Annotated in this window: 18 protein-coding genes; 10 read left to right on the forward strand and 8 right to left on the reverse strand. The window is 61.6% G+C overall.

Translation table 11 applies throughout. From position 1 onward, the window contains the following. Window positions 1-2 precede the first annotated feature (2 nt). The 3 genes from sdhD to AC1RBA_RS08050 all read right to left on the reverse strand — a co-directional run bounded on the left by sdhD (window position 3) and on the right by AC1RBA_RS08050 (window position 1,985). Window positions 3-368 carry a succinate dehydrogenase, hydrophobic membrane anchor protein gene (sdhD, locus tag AC1RBA_RS08040; RefSeq protein ID WP_034752078.1) on the reverse strand — a complete coding sequence of 122 codons (366 nt, stop codon included), beginning with the start codon at window positions 366-368 and terminating at the stop codon, window positions 3-5. A 2-nt stretch (window positions 369-370) separates the two neighbouring features. Next, on the reverse strand, window positions 371-793 hold the full coding sequence (gene sdhC, locus AC1RBA_RS08045) for a succinate dehydrogenase, cytochrome b556 subunit (protein WP_034752080.1): 423 nt from the start codon (window positions 791-793) through the stop codon (window positions 371-373). A gap of 307 nt (window positions 794-1,100) precedes the next feature. After that, the gene (locus AC1RBA_RS08050) at window positions 1,101-1,985 is read right to left on the reverse strand and encodes a GntR family transcriptional regulator (RefSeq protein WP_083286946.1); all 885 of its coding nucleotides are present in this window, start codon (window positions 1,983-1,985) and stop codon (window positions 1,101-1,103) included. 305 nt (window positions 1,986-2,290) lie between these two features. Between AC1RBA_RS08050 and AC1RBA_RS08055 the strand changes: the two genes are divergently transcribed. The 5 genes from AC1RBA_RS08055 (at window position 2,291) to AC1RBA_RS08075 (ending at window position 9,226) form a co-directional block, all read left to right on the forward strand. Continuing rightward, entirely contained in the window at window positions 2,291-3,280 is a 990-nt protein-coding gene (locus AC1RBA_RS08055) for a malate dehydrogenase (RefSeq protein WP_070219190.1), read from the forward strand. A gap of 113 nt (window positions 3,281-3,393) precedes the next feature. Beyond that, the gene (locus tag AC1RBA_RS08060) at window positions 3,394-4,392 is read left to right on the forward strand and encodes an HpcH/HpaI aldolase/citrate lyase family protein (RefSeq protein ID WP_070219189.1); all 999 of its coding nucleotides are present in this window, start codon (window positions 3,394-3,396) and stop codon (window positions 4,390-4,392) included. 13 nt (window positions 4,393-4,405) lie between these two features. After that, a complete protein-coding gene (locus AC1RBA_RS08065) occupies window positions 4,406-4,951 on the forward strand; it encodes a hypothetical protein (RefSeq protein ID WP_070219188.1) in 546 nt (181 codons plus the stop codon). 87 nt (window positions 4,952-5,038) lie between these two features. Beyond that, the gene (acnA, locus tag AC1RBA_RS08070; protein ID WP_070219187.1) at window positions 5,039-7,759 is read left to right on the forward strand and encodes an aconitate hydratase AcnA; all 2,721 of its coding nucleotides are present in this window, start codon (window positions 5,039-5,041) and stop codon (window positions 7,757-7,759) included. Window positions 7,760-7,972: 213 nt separating this feature from the next. Continuing rightward, a complete protein-coding gene (locus AC1RBA_RS08075; RefSeq protein WP_070219186.1) occupies window positions 7,973-9,226 on the forward strand; it encodes a DUF2863 family protein in 1,254 nt (417 codons plus the stop codon). 257 nt (window positions 9,227-9,483) lie between these two features. Here the strand turns inward: AC1RBA_RS08075 and AC1RBA_RS08080 are convergent, their stop codons facing one another. Beyond that, window positions 9,484-9,948, reverse strand: a complete 465-nt coding sequence (locus AC1RBA_RS08080) for a CYTH domain-containing protein (protein ID WP_492417545.1) — start codon at window positions 9,946-9,948, stop codon at window positions 9,484-9,486. Between the two features lie 12 nt (window positions 9,949-9,960). Next, window positions 9,961-11,082 carry a M14 family metallopeptidase gene (locus AC1RBA_RS08085; protein ID WP_128142384.1) on the reverse strand — a complete coding sequence of 374 codons (1,122 nt, stop codon included), beginning with the start codon at window positions 11,080-11,082 and terminating at the stop codon, window positions 9,961-9,963. A gap of 299 nt (window positions 11,083-11,381) precedes the next feature. On the opposite strand from AC1RBA_RS08085, the gene AC1RBA_RS08090 reads away from it, so the two are divergent. After that, window positions 11,382-12,044 (forward strand): TetR/AcrR family transcriptional regulator, encoded by a 663-nt coding sequence (locus tag AC1RBA_RS08090; RefSeq protein WP_070219184.1) that lies wholly within the window; start codon window positions 11,382-11,384, stop codon window positions 12,042-12,044. A gap of 96 nt (window positions 12,045-12,140) precedes the next feature. Beyond that, a complete protein-coding gene (locus tag AC1RBA_RS08095; RefSeq protein WP_070219183.1) occupies window positions 12,141-12,512 on the forward strand; it encodes a hypothetical protein in 372 nt (123 codons plus the stop codon). A gap of 60 nt (window positions 12,513-12,572) precedes the next feature. Here the strand turns inward: AC1RBA_RS08095 and scpC are convergent, their stop codons facing one another. Beyond that, window positions 12,573-14,069: a succinyl-CoA:acetate CoA-transferase ScpC gene (gene scpC / locus AC1RBA_RS08100; RefSeq protein WP_492417548.1), complete on the reverse strand. Its 1,497-nt coding sequence runs from the start codon at window positions 14,067-14,069 to the stop codon at window positions 12,573-12,575. 160 nt (window positions 14,070-14,229) lie between these two features. Here scpC and AC1RBA_RS08105 point away from each other — a divergent pair, with 160 nt between their 5' ends. After that, window positions 14,230-15,123: a LysR substrate-binding domain-containing protein gene (locus AC1RBA_RS08105; RefSeq protein WP_230542190.1), complete on the forward strand. Its 894-nt coding sequence runs from the start codon at window positions 14,230-14,232 to the stop codon at window positions 15,121-15,123. Between the two features lie 51 nt (window positions 15,124-15,174). Here AC1RBA_RS08105 and fucP read toward each other — a convergent pair whose 3' ends face one another. Continuing rightward, on the reverse strand, window positions 15,175-16,476 hold the full coding sequence (fucP, locus tag AC1RBA_RS08110) for an L-fucose:H+ symporter permease (protein ID WP_070290605.1): 1,302 nt from the start codon (window positions 16,474-16,476) through the stop codon (window positions 15,175-15,177). A gap of 435 nt (window positions 16,477-16,911) precedes the next feature. Between fucP and AC1RBA_RS08115 the strand changes: the two genes are divergently transcribed. Both AC1RBA_RS08115 and AC1RBA_RS08120 read left to right on the forward strand, forming a co-directional pair. Then, window positions 16,912-17,145, forward strand: a complete 234-nt coding sequence (locus AC1RBA_RS08115; protein WP_080698581.1) for a DUF3563 family protein — start codon at window positions 16,912-16,914, stop codon at window positions 17,143-17,145. A 111-nt stretch (window positions 17,146-17,256) separates the two neighbouring features. Next, the gene (locus AC1RBA_RS08120; RefSeq protein WP_492417550.1) at window positions 17,257-17,784 is read left to right on the forward strand and encodes an NADPH-dependent FMN reductase; all 528 of its coding nucleotides are present in this window, start codon (window positions 17,257-17,259) and stop codon (window positions 17,782-17,784) included. A 58-nt stretch (window positions 17,785-17,842) separates the two neighbouring features. Here AC1RBA_RS08120 and AC1RBA_RS08125 read toward each other — a convergent pair whose 3' ends face one another. Beyond that, a complete protein-coding gene (locus tag AC1RBA_RS08125; protein ID WP_492417552.1) occupies window positions 17,843-19,549 on the reverse strand; it encodes a lactate permease LctP family transporter in 1,707 nt (568 codons plus the stop codon). Window positions 19,550-19,600 lie beyond the last annotated feature (51 nt).

Raw genomic sequence — 19,600 nt, forward strand, 5'->3', positions numbered from 1 at the left:
GATTACACACTCCAGAGTATCTGTACCGTCCAGCCGGCACAAGCGATCAACCACAGCATGGTGGCAATTTGCAGGGTCAGACGGAGGCCAGCGCTTTTCACGTAGTCCATCCAGATGTCGCGTACGCCGACCCATGCGTGGTAGAACAGGGCGACGAAGGTCACCAGGCTGAACAATTTAAACCACTGCTGTGCGAACAGACCGGCCCAGCCTTCATAGCTGAAGTTGCTGCCGGTCAGGAAAGAAATAAGCAGGATGGCCACATAAGCCACCATGACGATGGCGGTGACGCGTTGCGCCAGCCAGTCGCGCAAGCCGTAATGGGCACCGACGACAAGGCGTTTCGGTCCGATATTATTGTCTGCCATGTTTAAAATACTCCAAACAGTTTCAAAGCGACCAAGGCCGTCAACACCAGGCTCACGACCAGCACGGACGACGCGGTCTTGCGGGCCGAATCTTTTTCGATGGCAACGTGCACATCCATGAACAGGTGACGGATACCGGCGCAGAAGTGGTGCAGGAAGGCCCAGACCAGGCCCAGGGTGATCAGCTTGACGAACCAGTGCGAGGCGATGCCCTGGAAGTAGGCATAGGACATTTCGGAACGCAGGCTCAGTTCCAGCATGTACAGTATGCATGGCAGCAAGGCGAAAATGATGAAACCGCTGATGCGATGCAGGATCGAGACGATGGCGCCGACAGCCATACGGTAGTTCGACAATTCGGTAACATGAATGTTACGGAATTGCGGCCGTTCTTTTTTTGGTACTTCTCTTACGGCTTCAGACATAACAAAAACCTCCCCTTTGAATTTCAACTAAATATTGAAGCCGCGATTTTCGCCGATTTTCGCAACCCATACCAATATCTATTGTTACATATAACCAAAATGGTTTTTTACTACAAAATACCGCGCTACTTTCCGTAGTTCACGTAATTTAATTACAGAATCGCTGGCAAAACACGGCCCGCCGGGGGCGGGCCATGTTGTCGCTGCGCTTTCCGTTGTCTCCGTAGCCCGCCTTGCGGCAGGCATCTTGCAAGCGATGCACTTCAGCCTTGCCGCTTGTGCGGACACCCGCAGGCGCCCCGCAGCTTCAGCTGAGTTCATTCTGATAATGGTGGCGACTGGTCAGGTACAAGCCCCGGCGCAGTTCGACCGGCTTGTCGCCGTAGGTAAACGACACGCGCTCGGAACTGAGCAAGGGCGTGCCGAGGTCGATATTCAACAGTTGCGCGGCGCCCGCGTCGGCGCACACGGCGCGGATCTGCTCGGACGCGCGTATCATGCGCGTGCCGAATTCCGTTTCGAACAGGCCGTACATGGGTCCCTTGTATTCCACCAGGCGCTCGGCCGTCAGACCCTTGAAGATCAGGCCGGGCAGCCACAGCTCTTCGACGATGGTCGGCACGCCGTCGAAATACTGGACACGCTTGATGAAGATGACGGCGTCGCCGGACTTCAAGTCCATCAGGCGCGCCACGTCGGCCGGCGCGCGCACGCGCTTGACTTCGATGAATTTGCTTTCGGGATAATGCGGCACGCCTTCGTCCGGCACCAGGCGCAGGAAGCGGAAATGCGCGCGCGCCTCATGGTGGGTGGAAACGAAAGTGCCCTTGCCCTGGCGGCGCATGACGAGATTCTCGGCGGCCAGTTCATCGATGGCCTTGCGCACCGTGCCCTGGCTGACCTTGAAGCGGCCGGCCAGCTCGACCTCGCTGGGAATGAGTTCGCCCGGTTTCCATTCGCCCGATTGCAGGCTTTGCGTGATGAGCGCCTTGATCTGCTGGTACAGGGGACTGAAGGTGGGCGAAGCAGTGACTGCAGGCACGGCGGAAGCAGTGGTATTGCTGGCGGCCGTCACGGTGACTGGCGTACTGGCCGCCGCGGGGACGGGCGTGGCCGGGGTGCCCGCGGTCGGACTGACCGCCCCGCTTGCAGCAGTGGCATTGTTGGTCAGATTGGACGAGGCGGAATTCATAGTCCGACATTTCAACACAAATCACTGCCCGCGTCCAGTAAAACAGACGCGGTTATCTGTCTTATATAAGACATAAGATATGATTGACAGATAGAGATCGGAGGCCTAAACTGCCCTCGATAAAACATGTGAGCCCGCGTTTTATGTTGTCGGCCAGCCACTCTGGCTTCGTGCAGCACGAGCGTGACGGCAGCGTACACCAGCAATTCGGTGGCGCGGGCCGGTTTTGGTATCATTATAGTTTTTCCGGATAAGCGTAAGCCCAGCTTCAAGCCCGTTTTCTTTCCCATTTTTGGAGATTCATCATGGCTAAAACCCCAATGCGTGTTGCAGTGACCGGCGCCGCCGGCCAGATCGGCTACGCCCTGTTGTTCCGCATCGCCAATGGCGACATGCTCGGCAAAGACCAGCCTGTCATCTTGCAACTGCTTGAAATCCCGGACGAAAAAGCCCAGAAGGCGCTCAAGGGCGTGATGATGGAAATCGACGACTGCGCCTTCCCGCTGCTGACGGAAATGACCGCCCACTCCGATCCGCTGACCGCCTTCAAGGATGTCGACGTGGCCGTACTGGTTGGCGCGCGTCCACGCGGCCCAGGCATGGAACGCAAGGACCTGCTGGAAGCGAACGCGCAGATCTTCACGGTGCAAGGCAAGGCGCTCGACGCCGTCGCTTCGCGCAACGTCAAAGTGCTGGTGGTCGGCAACCCTGCCAACACCAACGCCTACATCGCCATGAAATCGGCGCCATCGCTGCCGGCGAAAAACTTCACCGCCATGCTGCGCCTGGACCACAACCGCGCGCTGTCGCAAGTCGCTGCCAAGACCGGCACCGCCGTGAAAGACATCGAAAAGCTGACCGTGTGGGGCAACCACTCGCCAACGATGTACGCCGACTACCGCTTCGCCACCGTCAACGGCAAGGCTGTGAAAGACCTGATCAACGACCAGGAATGGAACGCCAACGTGTTCCTGCCAACCGTCGGCAAGCGCGGCGCGGCCATCATCGAAGCGCGCGGCCTGTCGTCGGCAGCGTCGGCAGCGAACGCCGCCATCGACCACATCCATGACTGGATGCTGGGCACGAACGGCAAGTGGACCACCATGGGCGTTCCTTCGGATGGCTCGTATGGCATCCCGGAAGGCACCGTGTTCGGCTTCCCGGTCACCACCGACAACGGTGAGTACACGATCGTTCAAGGTCTGGAAATCGATGCATTCTCGCAAGAGCGCATCAACCTGACCCTGAAAGAACTGACCGAAGAGCGCGAAGGCGTGAAACACCTGCTGGCCTAAGTCCAGTTCTGGCGGCGCGGCGCAAACGTGCCGCCCGCCACGAAGGCCGCCCCGCGAGATTCGCGGCGCGGCTGTTTTATCAAGTAGTCTTTACCTGCAGAAATGCCTTAAGCATGCACCCTTCCGAGGTTTTATTCCAAGGCAAACGCCAGCCGCTGTTGCTCGCCGCTTGCGACCACTACGCCGGCTCTGAAAAGCTGATGCGTAAATCGATTGCTTTGCAACAAGAGCTTGGTCCCCTGTTCGACATCACGTTCGACTGCGAAGACGGCGCCAGCGCCGGCAATGAAGAATCCCACGCCCTGATGATCGCCGGCCTGCTGGCCAGCGACGACAACCAGTTCAACCGCATCGGCGTGCGCGTGCACGACGTCGACAGCGCGTTTTTCGCGCGCGACGTGGAAATCATCTGCACGGCCGCATCCCGCCTGGCCTACATCGCCGTGCCCAAGGTGGCCGGCGTGCAGGACGCCATGCTGGCCATCGACCTGATCAACCTGCACGCGCGCCGCGCCGGCCGCGACAACCTGCCCGTGCACATCCTGATCGAAACGCACGGCGCGCTGCGCGACGCCTATGCGATCGCCGCCCTGCCCCAGGTCGAATGCCTGTCCTTCGGCATCATGGATTTCGTCTCGGCCCATTACGGCGCCATTCCCGCCGCCGCCATGCGCACGCCGGGCCAGTTCACGCACCCGCTGGTGGTGCGCGCCAAGCTCGAAGTGGCGGCCGCCTGCCACGCGCACGGCAAGGTGGCGTCGCATAACGTGACGACGGACGTGCGCGATTCGGCCGTGGTGGCCAACGATGCCCAGCGCGCGACAGCCGAGTTCGGCTACACGCGCATGTGGAGCATCCACCCGGACCAGATCAAGCCCATCATCAAGGCCTTTACGCCGCGCCTGTCCGAAGTCAACGAGGCCAGCAACATCCTCAACGAAGCGCTGCGCGCCAACTGGGGGCCGATTGCGCAAAATGGCCGCTTGCACGACCGCGCCAGCTACCGATATTATTGGACCGTTTTGCAACGCGCCAAACTGGCGGGCCTCGGCCTGCCCGAGGCGGCTGCTGCATTACTCAACACCCCCTCTTCCAGCACCACTGAAAACTGACAGGAATTACACGATGTCCCTCTCCAAATTAGCAATTGCCTGCAGCGTCGCGCTGGGCGCCATGACCCTCACGCTGGCGCCAGCCAGCTTCGCCGCCACGGCAGAGGCAAATCCCAAGGCCGTCAAGGCCAAGCCAAAGGCCAAGGCCGCCAAGGCAAAAGCTGCCGCCAAGGAAGCCCATCCGCTCGCCATGTCGGTCGCCGACAAGGAAGAAGCCGATGAACCGAACACGGCAGGCTCGGCCTCCACCGATTTCAATTGTGAACTTGGTAATAAAATTACCATCTACACCAATGCTACTGACGACAAACACATCGCCCTGCGCTGGAAGAAGCGCCTGCACCGCCTGAGCCGCGTTGGCACCACCACCGGCGCCAACCGCTTCGAGAACCGTCTGTATGGTCTCGTGTGGATCGGCATCCCGGCCAAAGGCATGCTGCTCGACTCCAAGCAGGGCCGCCAGCTGGCCAATGAATGCAAGGATGCGGAGCAAGCCAAGCCGGCGGCAGTGGTGGAAGCCGCGCCATCGCTGGGCGTGCTGCCGGCGACCGGCGGCTGATGTGCGTAGCAAGGGCCTCTTCGGGGGCTCAGTCATGTTTTGTAATTTGAATAATCAATAATAGACGATACCCAACAAGGAGAGGTCATGTCCCGCAACACTCTGAACACGCTCAAGGACTTTAATATTTCGGACAGCAAGAAGGGCAAGCTGTATTCCCTGCCTGCGCTGGAAAAAAGCCTGGGCATCAATGTCTCCCGCCTGCCAGTGTCGATTCGTATCGTGCTCGAATCGGTATTGCGCAACTGCGACGGCAAAAAAGTCACCGAAGAACACGTCAAGCAATTGGCGAGCTGGGGCCCGACCGCCGAGCGCACCGACGAGATCCCGTTCGTAGTGGCGCGCGTCGTGCTGCAAGACTTCACCGGCGTACCGCTGCTGGCCGACCTGGCAGCGATGCGCAACGTGGCCGCCAAGATGGGCATCAACGCCAAGAAGATCGAACCGCTGGTGCCGGTCGACCTGGTGGTCGACCACTCGGTCACCATCGATCACTACCGCGAAAAGAAAGCGCTGGACCTGAACATGAAACTGGAATTCTCGCGTAACAACGAGCGTTACCAGTTCATGAAATGGGGCATGCAGGCATTCGACACCTTCGGCGTCGTGCCGCCGGGCTTCGGCATCGTCCACCAGGTCAACCTGGAATACCTGGCGCGCGGCGTGCACCACGCAGGCAAGAAAGCCGGCGACGTGTACTACCCTGACACCCTGGTCGGCACCGACTCGCACACCACCATGATCAACGGCATCGGCGTGGTCGGCTGGGGCGTGGGCGGCATCGAGGCGGAAGCCGGCATGCTGGGCCAGCCGGTCTACTTCCTGACGCCTGACGTCATTGGCGTGAACCTGTCGGGCGCATTGCGCGAAGGCTGCACCGCCACCGATCTGGTACTGACGATTACCGAATTGCTGCGCAAAGAGAAAGTCGTCGGCAAGTTCGTCGAATTCTTCGGCGAAGGCACTGAGTCCTTGACCCTGACGGACCGCGCGACGATCGCCAACATGGCACCGGAATACGGCGCGACCATGGGCTTCTTCCCGGTCGACGAAGCGACCATCGACTACTTCAAGGGCACCGGCCGCAGCAAGGCTGAAATCGCCGCGTTCGAAGGCTACTTCAAGGCGCAGAACCTGTTCGGCGTGCCAAAAGCGGGCGACATCGACTACACCCGCGTGGTGGAACTGAACCTGGCGTCGGTCGCTCCGTCGCTGGCCGGCCCGAAACGCCCGCAAGACCGTATCGAAATCGGCAACGTCAAGGCCAACTTCGCCGAGCTGTTCGCCAAGCCGACGACCGAAAACGGCTTCAACAAGAATCCGGCCGACCTGGCTGCCGTGTACGAAACGACGAACGGCGTGAAAGTGTCGAACGGCGACGTGCTGATCGCCGCGATCACCTCGTGCACCAACACCTCGAACCCGAGCGTGATGCTGGCTGCCGGCCTGCTGGCCAAGAAAGCCGTGGAAGCCGGCCTGAAGGTCGCGCCGCACATCAAGACCTCGCTGGCTCCCGGCTCGCGCGTCGTGACCGAATACCTGACCGCCGCCGGCCTGCTGCCCTACCTGGAAAAACTGGGCTTCGGCGTGACCGCCTACGGCTGCACCACCTGTATCGGCAATGCGGGCGACCTGACGCCCGAGCTGAACGCAGCGATTGCCACGCACGACATCGTCGCCTCGGCCGTGCTGTCGGGCAACCGCAACTTCGAAGCGCGTATCCACCCGAACATCCGCTCGAACTTCCTCGCTTCGCCACCGCTGGTCGTCGCTTACGCCATCGCCGGCAACATGACGCGCGACCTGATGACGGAACCTGTCGGCAAGGGCAAGGGCGGCAAGGACGTCTACCTGGGCGACATCTGGCCGACCTCGGCTGAAGTGTCGGCCATGATGAAATTCGCCATGAACGCCAAGGTGTTCAAGGACAACTACGCCGACGTCAAGGGCGCGCCAGGCAAGCTGTGGGAGAAAGTCACCACCGTCTCCGGCCAAGTCTACAACTGGCCGAAATCGACCTACATCGCGGAACCGCCGTTCTTCGACAACTTCTCGATGACGCCTGCGGCTGTGGCCACCGGCATCGAAGGCGCGCGCGCACTGGGCGTGTTCGGCGATTCCATCACCACCGACCACATCTCGCCAGCCGGCTCGATCCAGGAAAACGGTCCTGCAGGCAAATGGCTGAAGGAAAACGGCGTCCTGAAAGCGGACTTCAACTCCTACGGCTCGCGTCGCGGCAACCATGAAATCATGATGCGCGGCACGTTTGCCAACGTGCGTATCAAAAACCGCATGATCCCTGCCAAGGCGGACGGTTCGGCGGTCGAAGGCGGCATCACGATCCACCAGCCTTCCGGCGAGCAAATGTCGATCTACGACGCAGCGATGAAATATGTTGCTGAAGGCACGCCAACCATGGTCTTCGGCGGCGAAGAGTACGGTACGGGCTCGTCGCGCGACTGGGCAGCCAAGGGCACTCAGCTGCTGGGCGTGAAAGCCGTGATCACCCGTTCGTTCGAACGCATCCACCGCTCGAATCTGGTGGGCATGGGCGTGTTGCCGCTGCAATTCATCGGCGACGACAGCGTGCAGACGCTGGGTATCACCGGCAATGAAACCTTCGACCTGAAAGGCCTCGAAGGCGAAATCAAGCCACAGCAACTGGCTACCCTGGTGATCCACCGCGCCGACGGCAGCAGCCAGGAAGTCAAAGTCCTGCTGCGCATCGATACGCCGATCGAAGTCGATTACTACAAGCATGGCGGTATCCTGCCATTCGTGCTGCGTCAACTGCTGGCAGAGTAATCAGCCCAGCTGTGAGGCAAGATCAAAGCGCCGGTTTCGACCGGCGCTTTTTTTCGCCCCTGCGCCCCGTTCCGACTTGAAATTTCGACTATTGGCATGATCTAAGGACAGCTTACGTATTGCGTGCGGCTGAATCCTCTACAATACGGTTATAAGGGTTTATCATTGTTTGACTGATCCATTTTTTTCACTTTCCGAGACTCTTATCCCGCTATGCGTCGTCCTTCCAAAGATTCATCCCATAAACTGACTGCCGACAGCCAGCGCCTGGTCACCTTTGCCCAGGCGATCGTACAGGCAGCCAGCCGTCTCGAAGAGCGGTCCTGGGAACACAGCCTGGATACGCAGCTCCAGAAATTACTCAAAACCGGCCACCAGGACACCATCGACAACACCCTGGGCAGCCTGTTCAAGGAAGACTTGAACGCCTACGACGTGCTGATGGACTGCGTTGAAGCCATCAGCGAATCGACCGTCGTCACGCATGAAGACGTGCGCTACGACGCCCTGCTCGTCGCCGTGCCCATCCTTGCGTGGACGCGTTTTTCCATCGCCTCTGGCCCCATGGCCGGCGACGCGCACGGCGTGCTGTCCGCACATTTCGCCGCCCACCTGCTGGCCGACGGCACGAAGATGGCCATGGCGCCCACCCTGTATTCGATCGACCAGTTGCCGCGCAGCCACGTCGAGACCTATGCCAAGACGCAAAAGCTGGCCCTGGCCGCCCTGAAGGGCACGGCCGTCAAGCCCTCCAGCAAAGAAGCGGAAACGGCGCCCTTCCTGGCCGATACGCGCTACCTGCTGGTGGCCGTGGTGGCCCCTGCCGGCGCACCGCTGTTCCGCTGGCAGACGCCTTCGAGCCAGCTCGACTTCATCGCCGAGCGCAGCGCCGCCCTGGAACAATGGCGCACGCAGGCGACGCCGACCATCGCCCGCCTGCTGCCCGGCTGCGGCCTGGAATTGCTGCTGCCGGAAGCGTACTACGTGGCTTGCCGCGAGGCGGACAAGCTGATACGTCCCGTGTCCGTGCGCGCCGCCGTGCACTACCTGACGCACACGCTGGCCATCGAACCGTCGGAACTGCGCGCCGTGATCGCCGGCTTCGGCGAAGAGGCGGCCGACGGCCAGGTCGACGAGTACCGCATCGCCTTCACCCTGCGCCAGGCGCCGGACGTCATCTACGGCATCGTCTGGCCCCTGTACGGCCAGGAAGACGAGGATGGCACGCCGATCGAAGGCCTGATCCAGGTCGGCATCGCCGCGCTGGACAAGCAAAAGACGCCCGTCGATGAAATCATCGAACACCTGAACGCCGCCGGCGTGACGCAGATCAAGCGCCATGCGGAACGTTTTGTCGGAGAGTATTGCGACGACTGCGGCGCCCCCCTGTTTGCCGACCCGGTCGGCGAGCTGGCGCATGCGGAAATGCCGGAAGATACGCCGCAGGGCACCGAGCATTTCCATTGATGCGGGCTTGTCGGATTACGCGCGCAGCGCTAATCCGACCTACGATGCCGGCATAGGCCGTAGGTCAGATTAGCCGGAACGGCGTAATCCGACTACGGTTTGAAGAGGTGTCGATGCAATAGGTGTCGATACAATGGTTGAAAGGCAGGCCGTAGGTCGGATTAGCCGGAACGGCGTAATCCGACAACAGCGTTGGCGCATAAAAAAGGCGGAACCCCGGTTCCGCCTTTTTCATTTCAACGTCATTTAAAACACTATCACCACTGCGAGAACGGGTGGCGGATCAGGTTGGCATTGTAGTAGCGCGCATCGCCCGACACTTCCGCGCCTATCCATTCCGGCTTCTCGAAGGGCTGGTCTTCCGAGGCCAGTTCGATCTCGGCCACGAGCAAGCCCGCATTGACGCCCAGGAACTCGTCGACTTCCCACACCATGCCCGCGTGTTCGATGCGGTGGCGGTACTTTTCGATCAGCGGCTGTTCGCACAGGCCGTCGAGCAGTTCGACGGCGTCGGCCAGCGGGATCGGATACTCCCACTCGCCGCGCGTCGCGCCCACGTTGGCACCCTTGATGGTCAGCATCGCCTGTTCGCCCTCGATGCGCACGCGCACCACGCGCTCGCGCGCGGACGACAGATAGCCCTGGCGCAGCAGCACCGCCTGCCCCAGGCCGCGCCAGGCATCGCCTTGCAGCAGGAATTTACGCTCGATCTCGACGCCCATGATCAACGCCGCTCAATCCAGCGACAGCAGGATAGGCTGCAGCATGGCCGCGCCCAGGGCCGCGCTGCGCGCGCCATTCCAGCCCACGCTTGGGTCCGGCAAGTCGGCATTTTCCTTGAACGGCATTTCCAGGGTCAGCGCCAGACAGCCGAAGTGGTGGCCGATGTATTTCGACGCCAGGGTCAGCATGTCCGACTTGTACTTGCTGGCGGCATAGCCGAACTTATCCTGGAAATCGGGGCTGGCCTGCTTGTAGCGTTCGATAAAGGCTTTCTGGTGCGCTGCTTGCGCCGGCGTGAAGTTTTCCAGCATTTCGTTGCCGGCCACAAAGTTGTACGGCAGCGCCTCATCGCCGTGGATGTCGAAGAACATGTCGACGCCCGTTTCGTGGATCTTGTTTTTCACGCACAGCACTTCCGGGCTCGATTCCAGCGATGGCGTCATCCATTCGCGGTTCAGGTTGGCGCCAGCCGCATTCGTGCGCAGGTTGCCGCGAATCGAGCCGTCCGGGTTCATGTTCGGCACGATGTGGAACACGGCGCGCTGCAAGAGTTTGCGTGCGATCGGGTTGGCGTCGTCGAGCAGCGAGTCGATCAAGCCTTCGACGAACCATTCGGCCATCGATTCGCCCGGATGCTGGCGCGCGATGACCCAGATTTTCTTTTCCGCCTGCGGATTGCCGATGGTAACCATGTTCATGTCGCGGCCATCGACAGTGCTGCCCAGGTCCGATACGCGCGCCAGCGGATGCTCGGCCACTTCGCCCAGCAGGCGCAAATGGCGTTCCCACGAGTACGGTTCGAAGTAGGCGTAGTACACGCTGTCAAGTTCCGGCGTGTGCGAGATCGTCATGACCTGGCCGTCGAACGTCGTCGGCACGCGGAACCAGTTTTCGCTGTCGTAGCTGGCCACGGCCTGGTAGTCTTCATAGCCGGCCGGATAGGTGGCCTGGCCCGCGTTCAGGAAGCGCATCGTGCATGCCTGGCCGCGCGCGCCCTGCAGGCGGAAGTGGAACCACTGGTGGATGTCGGCGTGGCTATCCTTGCGCAAGTTCAGGTCGATGGCGCCGGCGCTGGTGGCGCTCACCACGTCGATGGCGCCCGAGTCGAAGTTCTGGCTGATTTTAATGGTCATGTAATGATCCCGTCCGAATGTAAGTGTGCCGGCGTCGCCTCGCGGGCGGCCGCCGTTGCGCTAAACGCAGTGTAAGCTATCCCTCTATTTTCCGCCCTTTGTCCCCGTTCGCAAAGCCTGGCCGGCCGATTCGTGCACCATTCCGGGGCATCGATGGAAAAGCGGGGGTCAAAAGCGCGAAAAATCGGTCTACTGTCGCATCCACCGGACAAAAAACTGAATTGTAACAATGCCAGACACATTAGCGGGCCATCGCGCCCCTATAATTCCTGCTTTCATAGAGTCGCCAGGAAAGAGTCGTGGACAAGAAGTTGACCAATATTCAGGAAAGAAAGTTGCGCGAGGCGCAGGCGCGGCGCGAACACATCATCGACGTCGTCAAAGACCTCATCAAAAAGGGTGGCGCGCGCGCCGTCTCCATCCGCAAGGTGGCCGAGGCGGCAGGATTTTCCACCACCGTCGTGTACGCCCTGTTCCGCGACAAGGCCACCCTGATCGCCCAGGCCATGGACAAGGATTTGCTGGAACTGGTACGCGCCATGCGCACCGCCTGCGCCAACAGCATGGACCCATGGGAACGCATCAGCCTGGTCGGCCGCGCCTACATCGAGTACGGCTTCCAGCATCCGGACGAGTATTCGCTGATCTTCATGGAGCTGCGTCCGCACGCGGAAGTCGACGCCGTCGAAGTGGAACACGGCAATATCGAGCAAGACCCGTATGCCTACGCGCTGCACCTGTTCGGCGAACTGGCGCAGGCGGGTCAGGTACGCCAGGACGAGCCGGCGCTGCACACGATGACGCAAATCTTTTGGCAGTCTCTGCACGGCCTCGTTTCCCTGCGCATCGTCATGGATGCGGGCGACCCATGGACGCCGCACCTGGAAATGAACGCACATATCGACGACCTGCTCGCTGTCGTCACGGCAGGCATCCGCCTGCGCTTTGCACCGTCCTCGTGACGTTTGACCCAGCGCAAACCGCCCGGACGGAAAAGGCGGACAGTGGGGTGACGCCGCCTGCGCTGGTGCAGCGCGGCTCGCGCGAAGGAGTGCGAGATGAACGAAGCCTATGCCACGGACCGGCTTGACAAACAGCAAAGCGCGAACAATGCTGTACGCATGGAAGCGCGCCTGACAAAACTGGAAACGGACCGGGAACATGACCGGCTATGGTTCAAGACCCTGGAACAGCGTCTTGGCGAAGGCCTGGACAACGTGCGTGCGGAATTGCGCGACGAGTCGCAGCTGCTGCGGGCCGACCTGACGCAATTTCGCGGCGACCTGCGCGGCGACTGCCACGCCTTGCGCACGGAACTGGGCGACATCCGCAAACACATGCACACTCACTTCCTGTGGTTCATGGGCATCCAGGCCACCACCACGTTTGCCCTGCTGGGCCTGGGCGCCAAGGCGCTGCATATGTATTGAATTGTGAAAAAGGCAGGCGCGGTGCCGCACCGCCCTGCCCTGTGTTTACGCTGACGCAAACTACTGCGCTGCCAGCATGCTCTGCGTTTCCTGATAGCGCGTATGCCACGACAGCGCCTGTTCCAGGATGTGCGGCGTATGGCCACCGCGCTGGCATGCCGCGTCGTAATACGCGCGCAATTGATCGCGGTAAGCGGGATGCGTGCAGCGCTCGATGATCAAGGGCGCCCGTTCGCGCGGCGCCAGGCCGCGCAAGTCCGCATAGCCCCACTCCGTCACCAGCACGTCGACGTCATGCTCCGTATGGTCGACATGCGAGACCATCGGCACGACGCTGGAAATGCGCCCGCCCTTGGCCGCCGATTTCGACACAAACATCGACACTTGCCCGTTGCGCGCGAAGTCGCCCGAGCCGCCGATGCCGTTCATCATGTGCGTGCCGCACACGTGCGTGGAATTGACGTTGCCATAGATATCGAACTCCAGCGCCGTGTTCAGGGCGATGATGCCCAGGCGGCGCACGATTTCCGGGTGGTTGCTGATCTCTTGCGGGCGCAGCACGATTTTCGAGCGGTAGTGGTCGATATTGTCCATCAGCTTCTGGTGCACGGCGGCCGACAGGGTGATCGACGAAGCCGAGGCAAACGCCAGCTGGCCCGAATCGAGCAGTTCGATGGCGCTGTCCTGCAGCACTTCCGAATACATCGTCATGTTCTGGAAGGGCGAACCGATCAGGCCGTGCAGCACGGCGTTGGCGATGGTGCCGATGCCCGCCTGCAGCGGCAGCAATTCCGGCCCCATGCGCCCGGCCGCCACTTCGCCTTCGAGGAAGGCAATCACATGGCTGGCGATCGCCTGCGTTTCCGCGTCGGGCGGCAAGGCGTTCGACGGGCTGTCGGGGCTGTCCGTGATGACGATGGCGGCAATGCGGGCCGGGTCGATGGCGATGGCTGTGCTGCCCAGGCGCTGGTCGACACGCGTGAGGGGTATCGGTTCCCGGCCCGGCAAGGTATGCGGAATATAGATGTCGTGCAAGCCTTCCAGCGCCAGCGGCGTGGACAGGTTGATTTCGATGATGACTTGCTTCGCCTGCTGGGCGAAGGCGGCGGAGTTGCCCACCGACATGGTCGGGATGATGGCGCCGGCCGCCGTGATGGCCGTCGCTTCGATGACGGCGATGTCGACGGCAGCCAGGTTGCCCGAGCGCAGCTGCTCAGCCGTTTCCGACAGATGCTGGTCGATGAACATGACTTCGCCCTTGTTGATCTTGCCGCGCAAGACAGGGTCGACCTGGAACGGCATGCGGCGCGCCAGCACGCCCGCTTCGGCCATCAGGCCGTCGCTGCCATTGCCCAGCGAAGCGCCAGTGATCAGGGTCAGGCTCAAGGGGTCTTGCAGGGCACGCTCGGCCAGGGCGCGCGGCAAGGCCTTGGCGTCGCCGGCACGGGTAAAGCCGCTCATGCCGACACGCATGCCGCTGTGGAACAATTTGGCTGCCTCGTCGGCGCTCATGATTTTGCTGAGCAAGCCTGGGTGGCGGATACGGTCCTCGTACATCGTGATGCTCCTGATATTCTTAATATTCTCAAACTGGATGGCTGTCATACACCAACCCCATAAGTGGTTTCAGTATAAAATCCCGCTTACATGCATGGCATGAATTAATTTCGCCACATCCAGTCGATATTTTCATGTCGCGCCACTGCCGAGCACCCTCTTGGATATCCGTTCCCTGCGCTATTTCGTCGAAACCGTGCGCCTGTCGAGCTTTACGCAGGCGGCCGAATCGCTGCACCTGACCCAGTCGACCATCAGCAAGATGGTGCGCCAGCTGGAAGACGAGGTGGGCGCGCAGCTGCTGGTGCGCGACGGGCGCAAGCTGACCTTGACGGACACGGGCCGCATCGTCTACCAGCACGGCCAGGAAATGCTGGCAAACATGCGCCAGCTGACCCTGGAAGTGCGCGACACCCAGGCCTTGCAGCGCGGCAGCCTGACGGTGGGCATCCCGCCCATGATCAATGTGCTGTTTACCCCTGTATTAAAAGCCTTCCGCGCGCGCCATCCGCACATCAGCCTGACCCTGCAGGAAGACACGGGCCAGCAGATCGAACGCAAGGTGGCGGCCGGCGAGCTGGAAATCGGCATGACGGTGCTGCCGGCAGACCCGGAACTCGACCTCGTGGCCGTGGAAGTGGCCAGCTACCCGATCTGGGCCCTGGCCGAGCCGGGCACGTTCCAGAAAAACCGCACGACGCTGCCCTTCAAGGCGCTGGCAGACTTGCCGCTGGTGTTATTGAAAGATGATTTCGCCCTGACGCGCAGCCTGCGCCAGCATTTCGCGCAGGCGGGCTTCGCGCCAACCATCGCCGCGCAGAGCGGCCAGTGGGACTGGCTGGTGGCGATGGCGTCGGCCGGCCTGGGCGTGGCCCTGCTGCCCGAGCCGTTCATCCACCGCCTGGCCGGCGAACCGTTGGAGACGGTGCGCATCGTCGAGCCGGAAGTGGCGTGGCAGGTGGCGCACGTCTGGAGCGGGCGCTATCTGTCGCACGCGGCGCGCGCCTGGCTCGAGGTGTGCCAGGACGTGCTGGGCACGCAATTCGCGCACTGACGTAAAAAAGGGTGGCCGAGGCCACCCTTTATGTTGATAACGCTACCTTGTTTACTTGGCGTCGTCGCTGTACATGCTGGCGTACTTCCAGCCGAAGTACAAAATAAACGTGTAGCACAGGGCCGGCACGAGGAACGACAGTTGCAGGTTGATGTGGTCGGCCAGGAAGCCCTGGATGAACGGCACGATGGCGCCGCCGACGATGGCCATGCACAGGATGCCCGAACCTTGCCCCGTTTGCGCGCCCAGCTTGTTCAAGGCCATGCTGAAGATGGTCGGGAACATGATGGAGTTGAACAAGCCGACGGCGATCAATGCCCACATGGCCGTGTGACCGCTGGAGAACACGGCGACGAGGATCAGCGCGATGACGACGGCGGCGTTGAAGGCCAGGGTCTTGCCCGGGCTGACATAGCGCATCACGGCAAAGCCGACGAAGCGGCCCAGCATGGCGCCGCCCCAGTAATAGCTGACGAAATAGGCGGCGTCGGCGTGGCTGAGGCCCGCGATGTGGCTCTCGCCCAGGAAGTTGATCAGGAAGCTGCCGATGCTCACTTCACCGCCCACGTACAGGAAGATGGCCAGCGCGCCCAGCACCAGGTGGCGGTGCGACCAGATCGAGACCTTGTTGCCGTCCTGCGCCAGGGCGGCCGCATCGTCGGCATGCGAAATCTTCGGCAGTTTGGCCAGCGCGAACAGCACGGCCAGGATCACCAGGGTGGCGGCCAGTACCAGGTACGGGCCTTGCACGGAAGCGGCTTCCTTGGCGCGGTAGGCCAGTTGCTCGGCCGCCGGCAGCAGGTCGAACTGCTGCACCGTCAGCACGGTGCCGGACAAAATCAGCATGCCGCCCAGCGCAGGCGCCACGGTGGTGCCCAGCGCATTGAACGCCTGCGTCAGGGTCAATCGGCTCGACGCCGTCTGCGGGTCGCCCAGTTCCGTCACGTACGGGTTGGCGGCCACCTGCAGCACGGTGATGCCGGCCGCCAGGATGAAGAAGGACAACAGGAACAGCGCATAGCTGCCGGTCGAGGCCGGGTAGAACATGGCGCAGCCGGCGGCGGCGATCAGCAGGCCGGCGACGACGCCGCGCTGGTAGCCGATTTTCTTGATCAGCATGCCGGCGGGCAGCGAAACGATGGCGTAGGCGCCAAAGAAGCAGAACTGCACCAGCATCGCCTGGACATAGGTCAAGGTGTAGATCGAGCGCAGATGGGGAATCAGCACATCATTAAGCGAGGTCAGCAGTCCCCACATGAAAAACAGGACCGTGACAATGATCAGGGCGCCTGTATTGTTTTGCGTGCCGGCCTGCGCGGACTGGACGCCCTGGCCTTGCTTTACGTATTCCATACCTTCTCCATTTTTCAATTCCAAGTTGATCTTGCCAGGCATGGAAGCGTTTCCACCCGGGCAGCACCAGGACGCGCAAGCGCCACGCAGATATCAGCGTGGGCCATGACTGCCATCAACGAAATGGGGCAGGCTTGGCGCTTCTTGCGCGCGGCAGGCGCACGGCCGACCGTTTCTCGCCAGAATGACGTCTTGTAGGCGCGGCATGCCTGCGGGCTGCGTCTGAAAACAACATTCGGGGCAAAACAGTCTTGTAGTAAAACTACGATACTGCGCCCGCATTATGCCTTAAAGCCCCGTATTGCGCAGCTTTCCCGGCTGTTATTTCAAAATTGAATAGCTGACATTTGAAATCAAAAGTAGCCTTATAACTTGGAGTCGCTATACTTATATTGCAGTGCAGCACAACGCGGCACGCCACATAAGGAGTCTGCCATGTCTACCGCATTTACTTACCACACCACGCAAAACAGCAATATCGTCGCCACCCTGGTCCACGCCGCAAAACGCGTCGGTGCCTGGCTGAACCAAAGCAGCGACCGCCGCGAGCGCGCTTACGAAGAAGCCTACCTGGCCGAATCGACCGACCGTTACGATCTGGAATACCGCATGCGCGAACTGGCCCGTGCCAACCCGCAGCCAAGCTGGATGAGCGGTCTGAGCCGTTAAGAGTGCCGTAATACCCAGCCACTCATCACAGCCCGTCATCGGCTGTTGCAACATCGATAGCGCCATCCTGCTCGCCTTGCGCTTGAGCACAGGATGGGCTATACAGGCGGGATGCAAACGCCCATTACCATCCTCGCCATCGCCGGCAGCCTGCGCGCCGCCTCGCTGAACACCGCCCTGCTGCGCGCCATTGCCCGGCTTGCCCCGCCGTCATTCGACATCCGCATCCATCCGGGACTCGGTGAGCTGCCGCTGTTCAATCCTGACCTCGACGCCGACAGCCTGCCCGCCGTGACGGGTCTGCGCGACGCCATCCTGGCGGCCGACGTGCTGATGCTGGCCAGCCCCGAATATGCGCACGGCGTGAGCGGGCCCATGAAGAATGCGCTGGATTGGATGGTGGGAAATGAATCGTTCATCGACAAGCCGCTGGTGCTGCTGAACGCCTCGCCGCGCGCCACGCACGCGCAGGCGGCCCTGCGCGAAACGGTGCGCACCATGTCGGCGCGCCTGATCGACGAGGCTTGCATCAGCCTGCCCCTGCTGGGGTCGGGACTCGATGCGGACGGCATCGCCGCAGACCCGGCATTGCGCCGGGCCCTGCTCGCTATGTTGCAATGCATCAGGTCATTTTCATGACCGTCTGCACGTTTTACTATCAATTCATCTAGTTTTACTACGTACTTCTACGGACCGCTCAATGCGGGATCATGCCGGTGAACACATACGCTTGCAGCATGGTGATGATGCCGATGATCACGGCAAACAACAGGCTGTGCTTCAAGGTGAAGCGGAACAGATCCGATTCCTTGCCCACCAGCCCCGTTGCCGCGCAGGCGACGGCGATCGACTGGGGCGAGATCATCTTCGCCGTCACGCCGCCCGTCGTATTGGCCGCCACCATCAAGGTGTCGGACACGCCGATCTGGTGCGCCGTCGTGTTTTGCAGGGAGCAGAACAAGGCGTTCGACGACGTGTCGGAACCCGTCAGGAAGACGCCCAGCCAGCCCAGGAACGGCGAGAAGAACGGGAAGGCGGCGCCGCTGCCGGCCAGCAGCAGGGCCAGCGTGGACGACATGCCCGAGTAATTGGCAACGAAGGCAAACGCCAGCACCAGGCCGATCGACAGCACGGGACGGCGCAATTCCACCACGGTTTCCACGAACGCCTTGACGCCATCGCGCGGCTTCATGCGCAGCATCAGCATCGACAATACGGCCGTCAGCAAGATCGCCGTGCCCACGGCCGACAGCAGATCGAGCTTGAACACGGCGTCATACGCCTTCGGCTCCGCCACGATGGGCATCGTCTTCATCACCAGTTTATCGAGATAGGGCACGTGGATCTTGATGACCAGGCCAGACAGCGCGCCGCCAGCGGCAAACAGCGCCTTGAAGCCGGGCAGGCTCCACACGGTGACGATGGCCGTCAACAGGCCGAACGGCGCCCAGGCACGCATGGTCTGCACCGTCGTGTAGGGAGAGGCGGCGCGGTTGCCGCCGCCGCGCAGGTCCGCAGCATCACCCGCGCCGCCAAAACCGGACAGCGCGGCCGTGCCGCCGCCGACGGCATGCGCCACTTTCGCATTCTTCGGCTGCCACACTTTCAGGAACAGGGTCAGCGAGACCAGGCTGACGAGGGCCGAGGTGATGTCCGGCAGTTCAGGGCCGATATGGTTCGACGTGAAATACTGGGTCACGGCAAAACTCAAACCCGTCATCAGGGCGGCCGGCCACACTTCGCGTACGCCGCGCAAACCATCCATCATGAAGACCAGCCAGAACGGCACCAGCAGCGACAGCAACGGCAACTGGCGGCCCGCCATGGCGCCGATCAGGAATGGGTCGATGCCCGTCACCTGGCCCGCCACGATGATGGGAATGCCCATGGCGCCGAAGGCCACGGGCGCCGTATTGGCGATCAGGCACAGGCCCGCCGCATACAGCGGATTGAAGCCCAGGCCCACCAGCAAGGCCGAGGTGATGGCCACAGGCGCGCCGAAGCCGGCCGCCCCTTCCAGAAAGGCGCCGAAGGCAAATCCGATCAAGAGCACCTGCAGGCGCTGGTCGTCCGTCACCGACAGCACGGAGGCGCGGATGATCTCGATCTGACCTGTCTTGACGACGATTTTATACAGGAAGACGGCCGTGACGATGATCCAGGCGATGGGCCACAAGCCATACGCAAAACCGTAGCCGGCCGCCGCCAGCGCCTGCGGCACGGGCATGCCATACGCGAAGATGGCCACCGCCAGCGCCAGCGCCAGGGTGACGGCGGCCGCCACATGGCCCTTGATGCGCAGCGCCGCCAGGGCGATGAAGAAGAAAATAATGGGCACGGCTGCCGCCAGCGACGACAGCCACAAGCTGCCGAGCGGTGTATAAAGTTGGGTCCAGGTTTGCATGTCGGGTCTCCTCCGGTGGATGCGGGTTAAGTAAAAAACGGCTTTTGATGT

Source organism: Janthinobacterium sp. GW823-FHT03B06 (assembly GCF_058796955.1).

Excerpts from the sequence above, each read along its gene's own strand:
- sdhD (WP_034752078.1), bottom strand. The coding sequence starts at position 368 with ATGGCAGACAATAATATCGGACCGAAACGCCTTGTCGTCGGTGCCCAT.
- sdhC (WP_034752080.1), bottom strand. The coding sequence starts at position 793 with ATGTCTGAAGCCGTAAGAGAAGTACCAAAAAAAGAACGGCCGCAATTC.
- AC1RBA_RS08050 (WP_083286946.1), bottom strand. The coding sequence starts at position 1,985 with ATGAATTCCGCCTCGTCCAATCTGACCAACAATGCCACTGCTGCAAGC.
- AC1RBA_RS08055 (WP_070219190.1), top strand. The coding sequence starts at position 2,291 with ATGGCTAAAACCCCAATGCGTGTTGCAGTGACCGGCGCCGCCGGCCAG.
- AC1RBA_RS08060 (WP_070219189.1), top strand. The coding sequence starts at position 3,394 with ATGCACCCTTCCGAGGTTTTATTCCAAGGCAAACGCCAGCCGCTGTTG.
- AC1RBA_RS08065 (WP_070219188.1), top strand. The coding sequence starts at position 4,406 with ATGTCCCTCTCCAAATTAGCAATTGCCTGCAGCGTCGCGCTGGGCGCC.
- acnA (WP_070219187.1), top strand. The coding sequence starts at position 5,039 with ATGTCCCGCAACACTCTGAACACGCTCAAGGACTTTAATATTTCGGAC.
- AC1RBA_RS08075 (WP_070219186.1), top strand. The coding sequence starts at position 7,973 with ATGCGTCGTCCTTCCAAAGATTCATCCCATAAACTGACTGCCGACAGC.
- AC1RBA_RS08080 (WP_492417545.1), bottom strand. The coding sequence starts at position 9,948 with ATGGGCGTCGAGATCGAGCGTAAATTCCTGCTGCAAGGCGATGCCTGG.
- AC1RBA_RS08085 (WP_128142384.1), bottom strand. The coding sequence starts at position 11,082 with ATGACCATTAAAATCAGCCAGAACTTCGACTCGGGCGCCATCGACGTG.
- AC1RBA_RS08095 (WP_070219183.1), top strand. The coding sequence starts at position 12,141 with ATGAACGAAGCCTATGCCACGGACCGGCTTGACAAACAGCAAAGCGCG.
- scpC (WP_492417548.1), bottom strand. The coding sequence starts at position 14,069 with ATGTACGAGGACCGTATCCGCCACCCAGGCTTGCTCAGCAAAATCATG.
- fucP (WP_070290605.1), bottom strand. The coding sequence starts at position 16,476 with ATGGAATACGTAAAGCAAGGCCAGGGCGTCCAGTCCGCGCAGGCCGGC.
- AC1RBA_RS08115 (WP_080698581.1), top strand. The coding sequence starts at position 16,912 with ATGTCTACCGCATTTACTTACCACACCACGCAAAACAGCAATATCGTC.
- AC1RBA_RS08120 (WP_492417550.1), top strand. The coding sequence starts at position 17,257 with ATGCAAACGCCCATTACCATCCTCGCCATCGCCGGCAGCCTGCGCGCC.
- AC1RBA_RS08125 (WP_492417552.1), bottom strand. The coding sequence starts at position 19,549 with ATGCAAACCTGGACCCAACTTTATACACCGCTCGGCAGCTTGTGGCTG.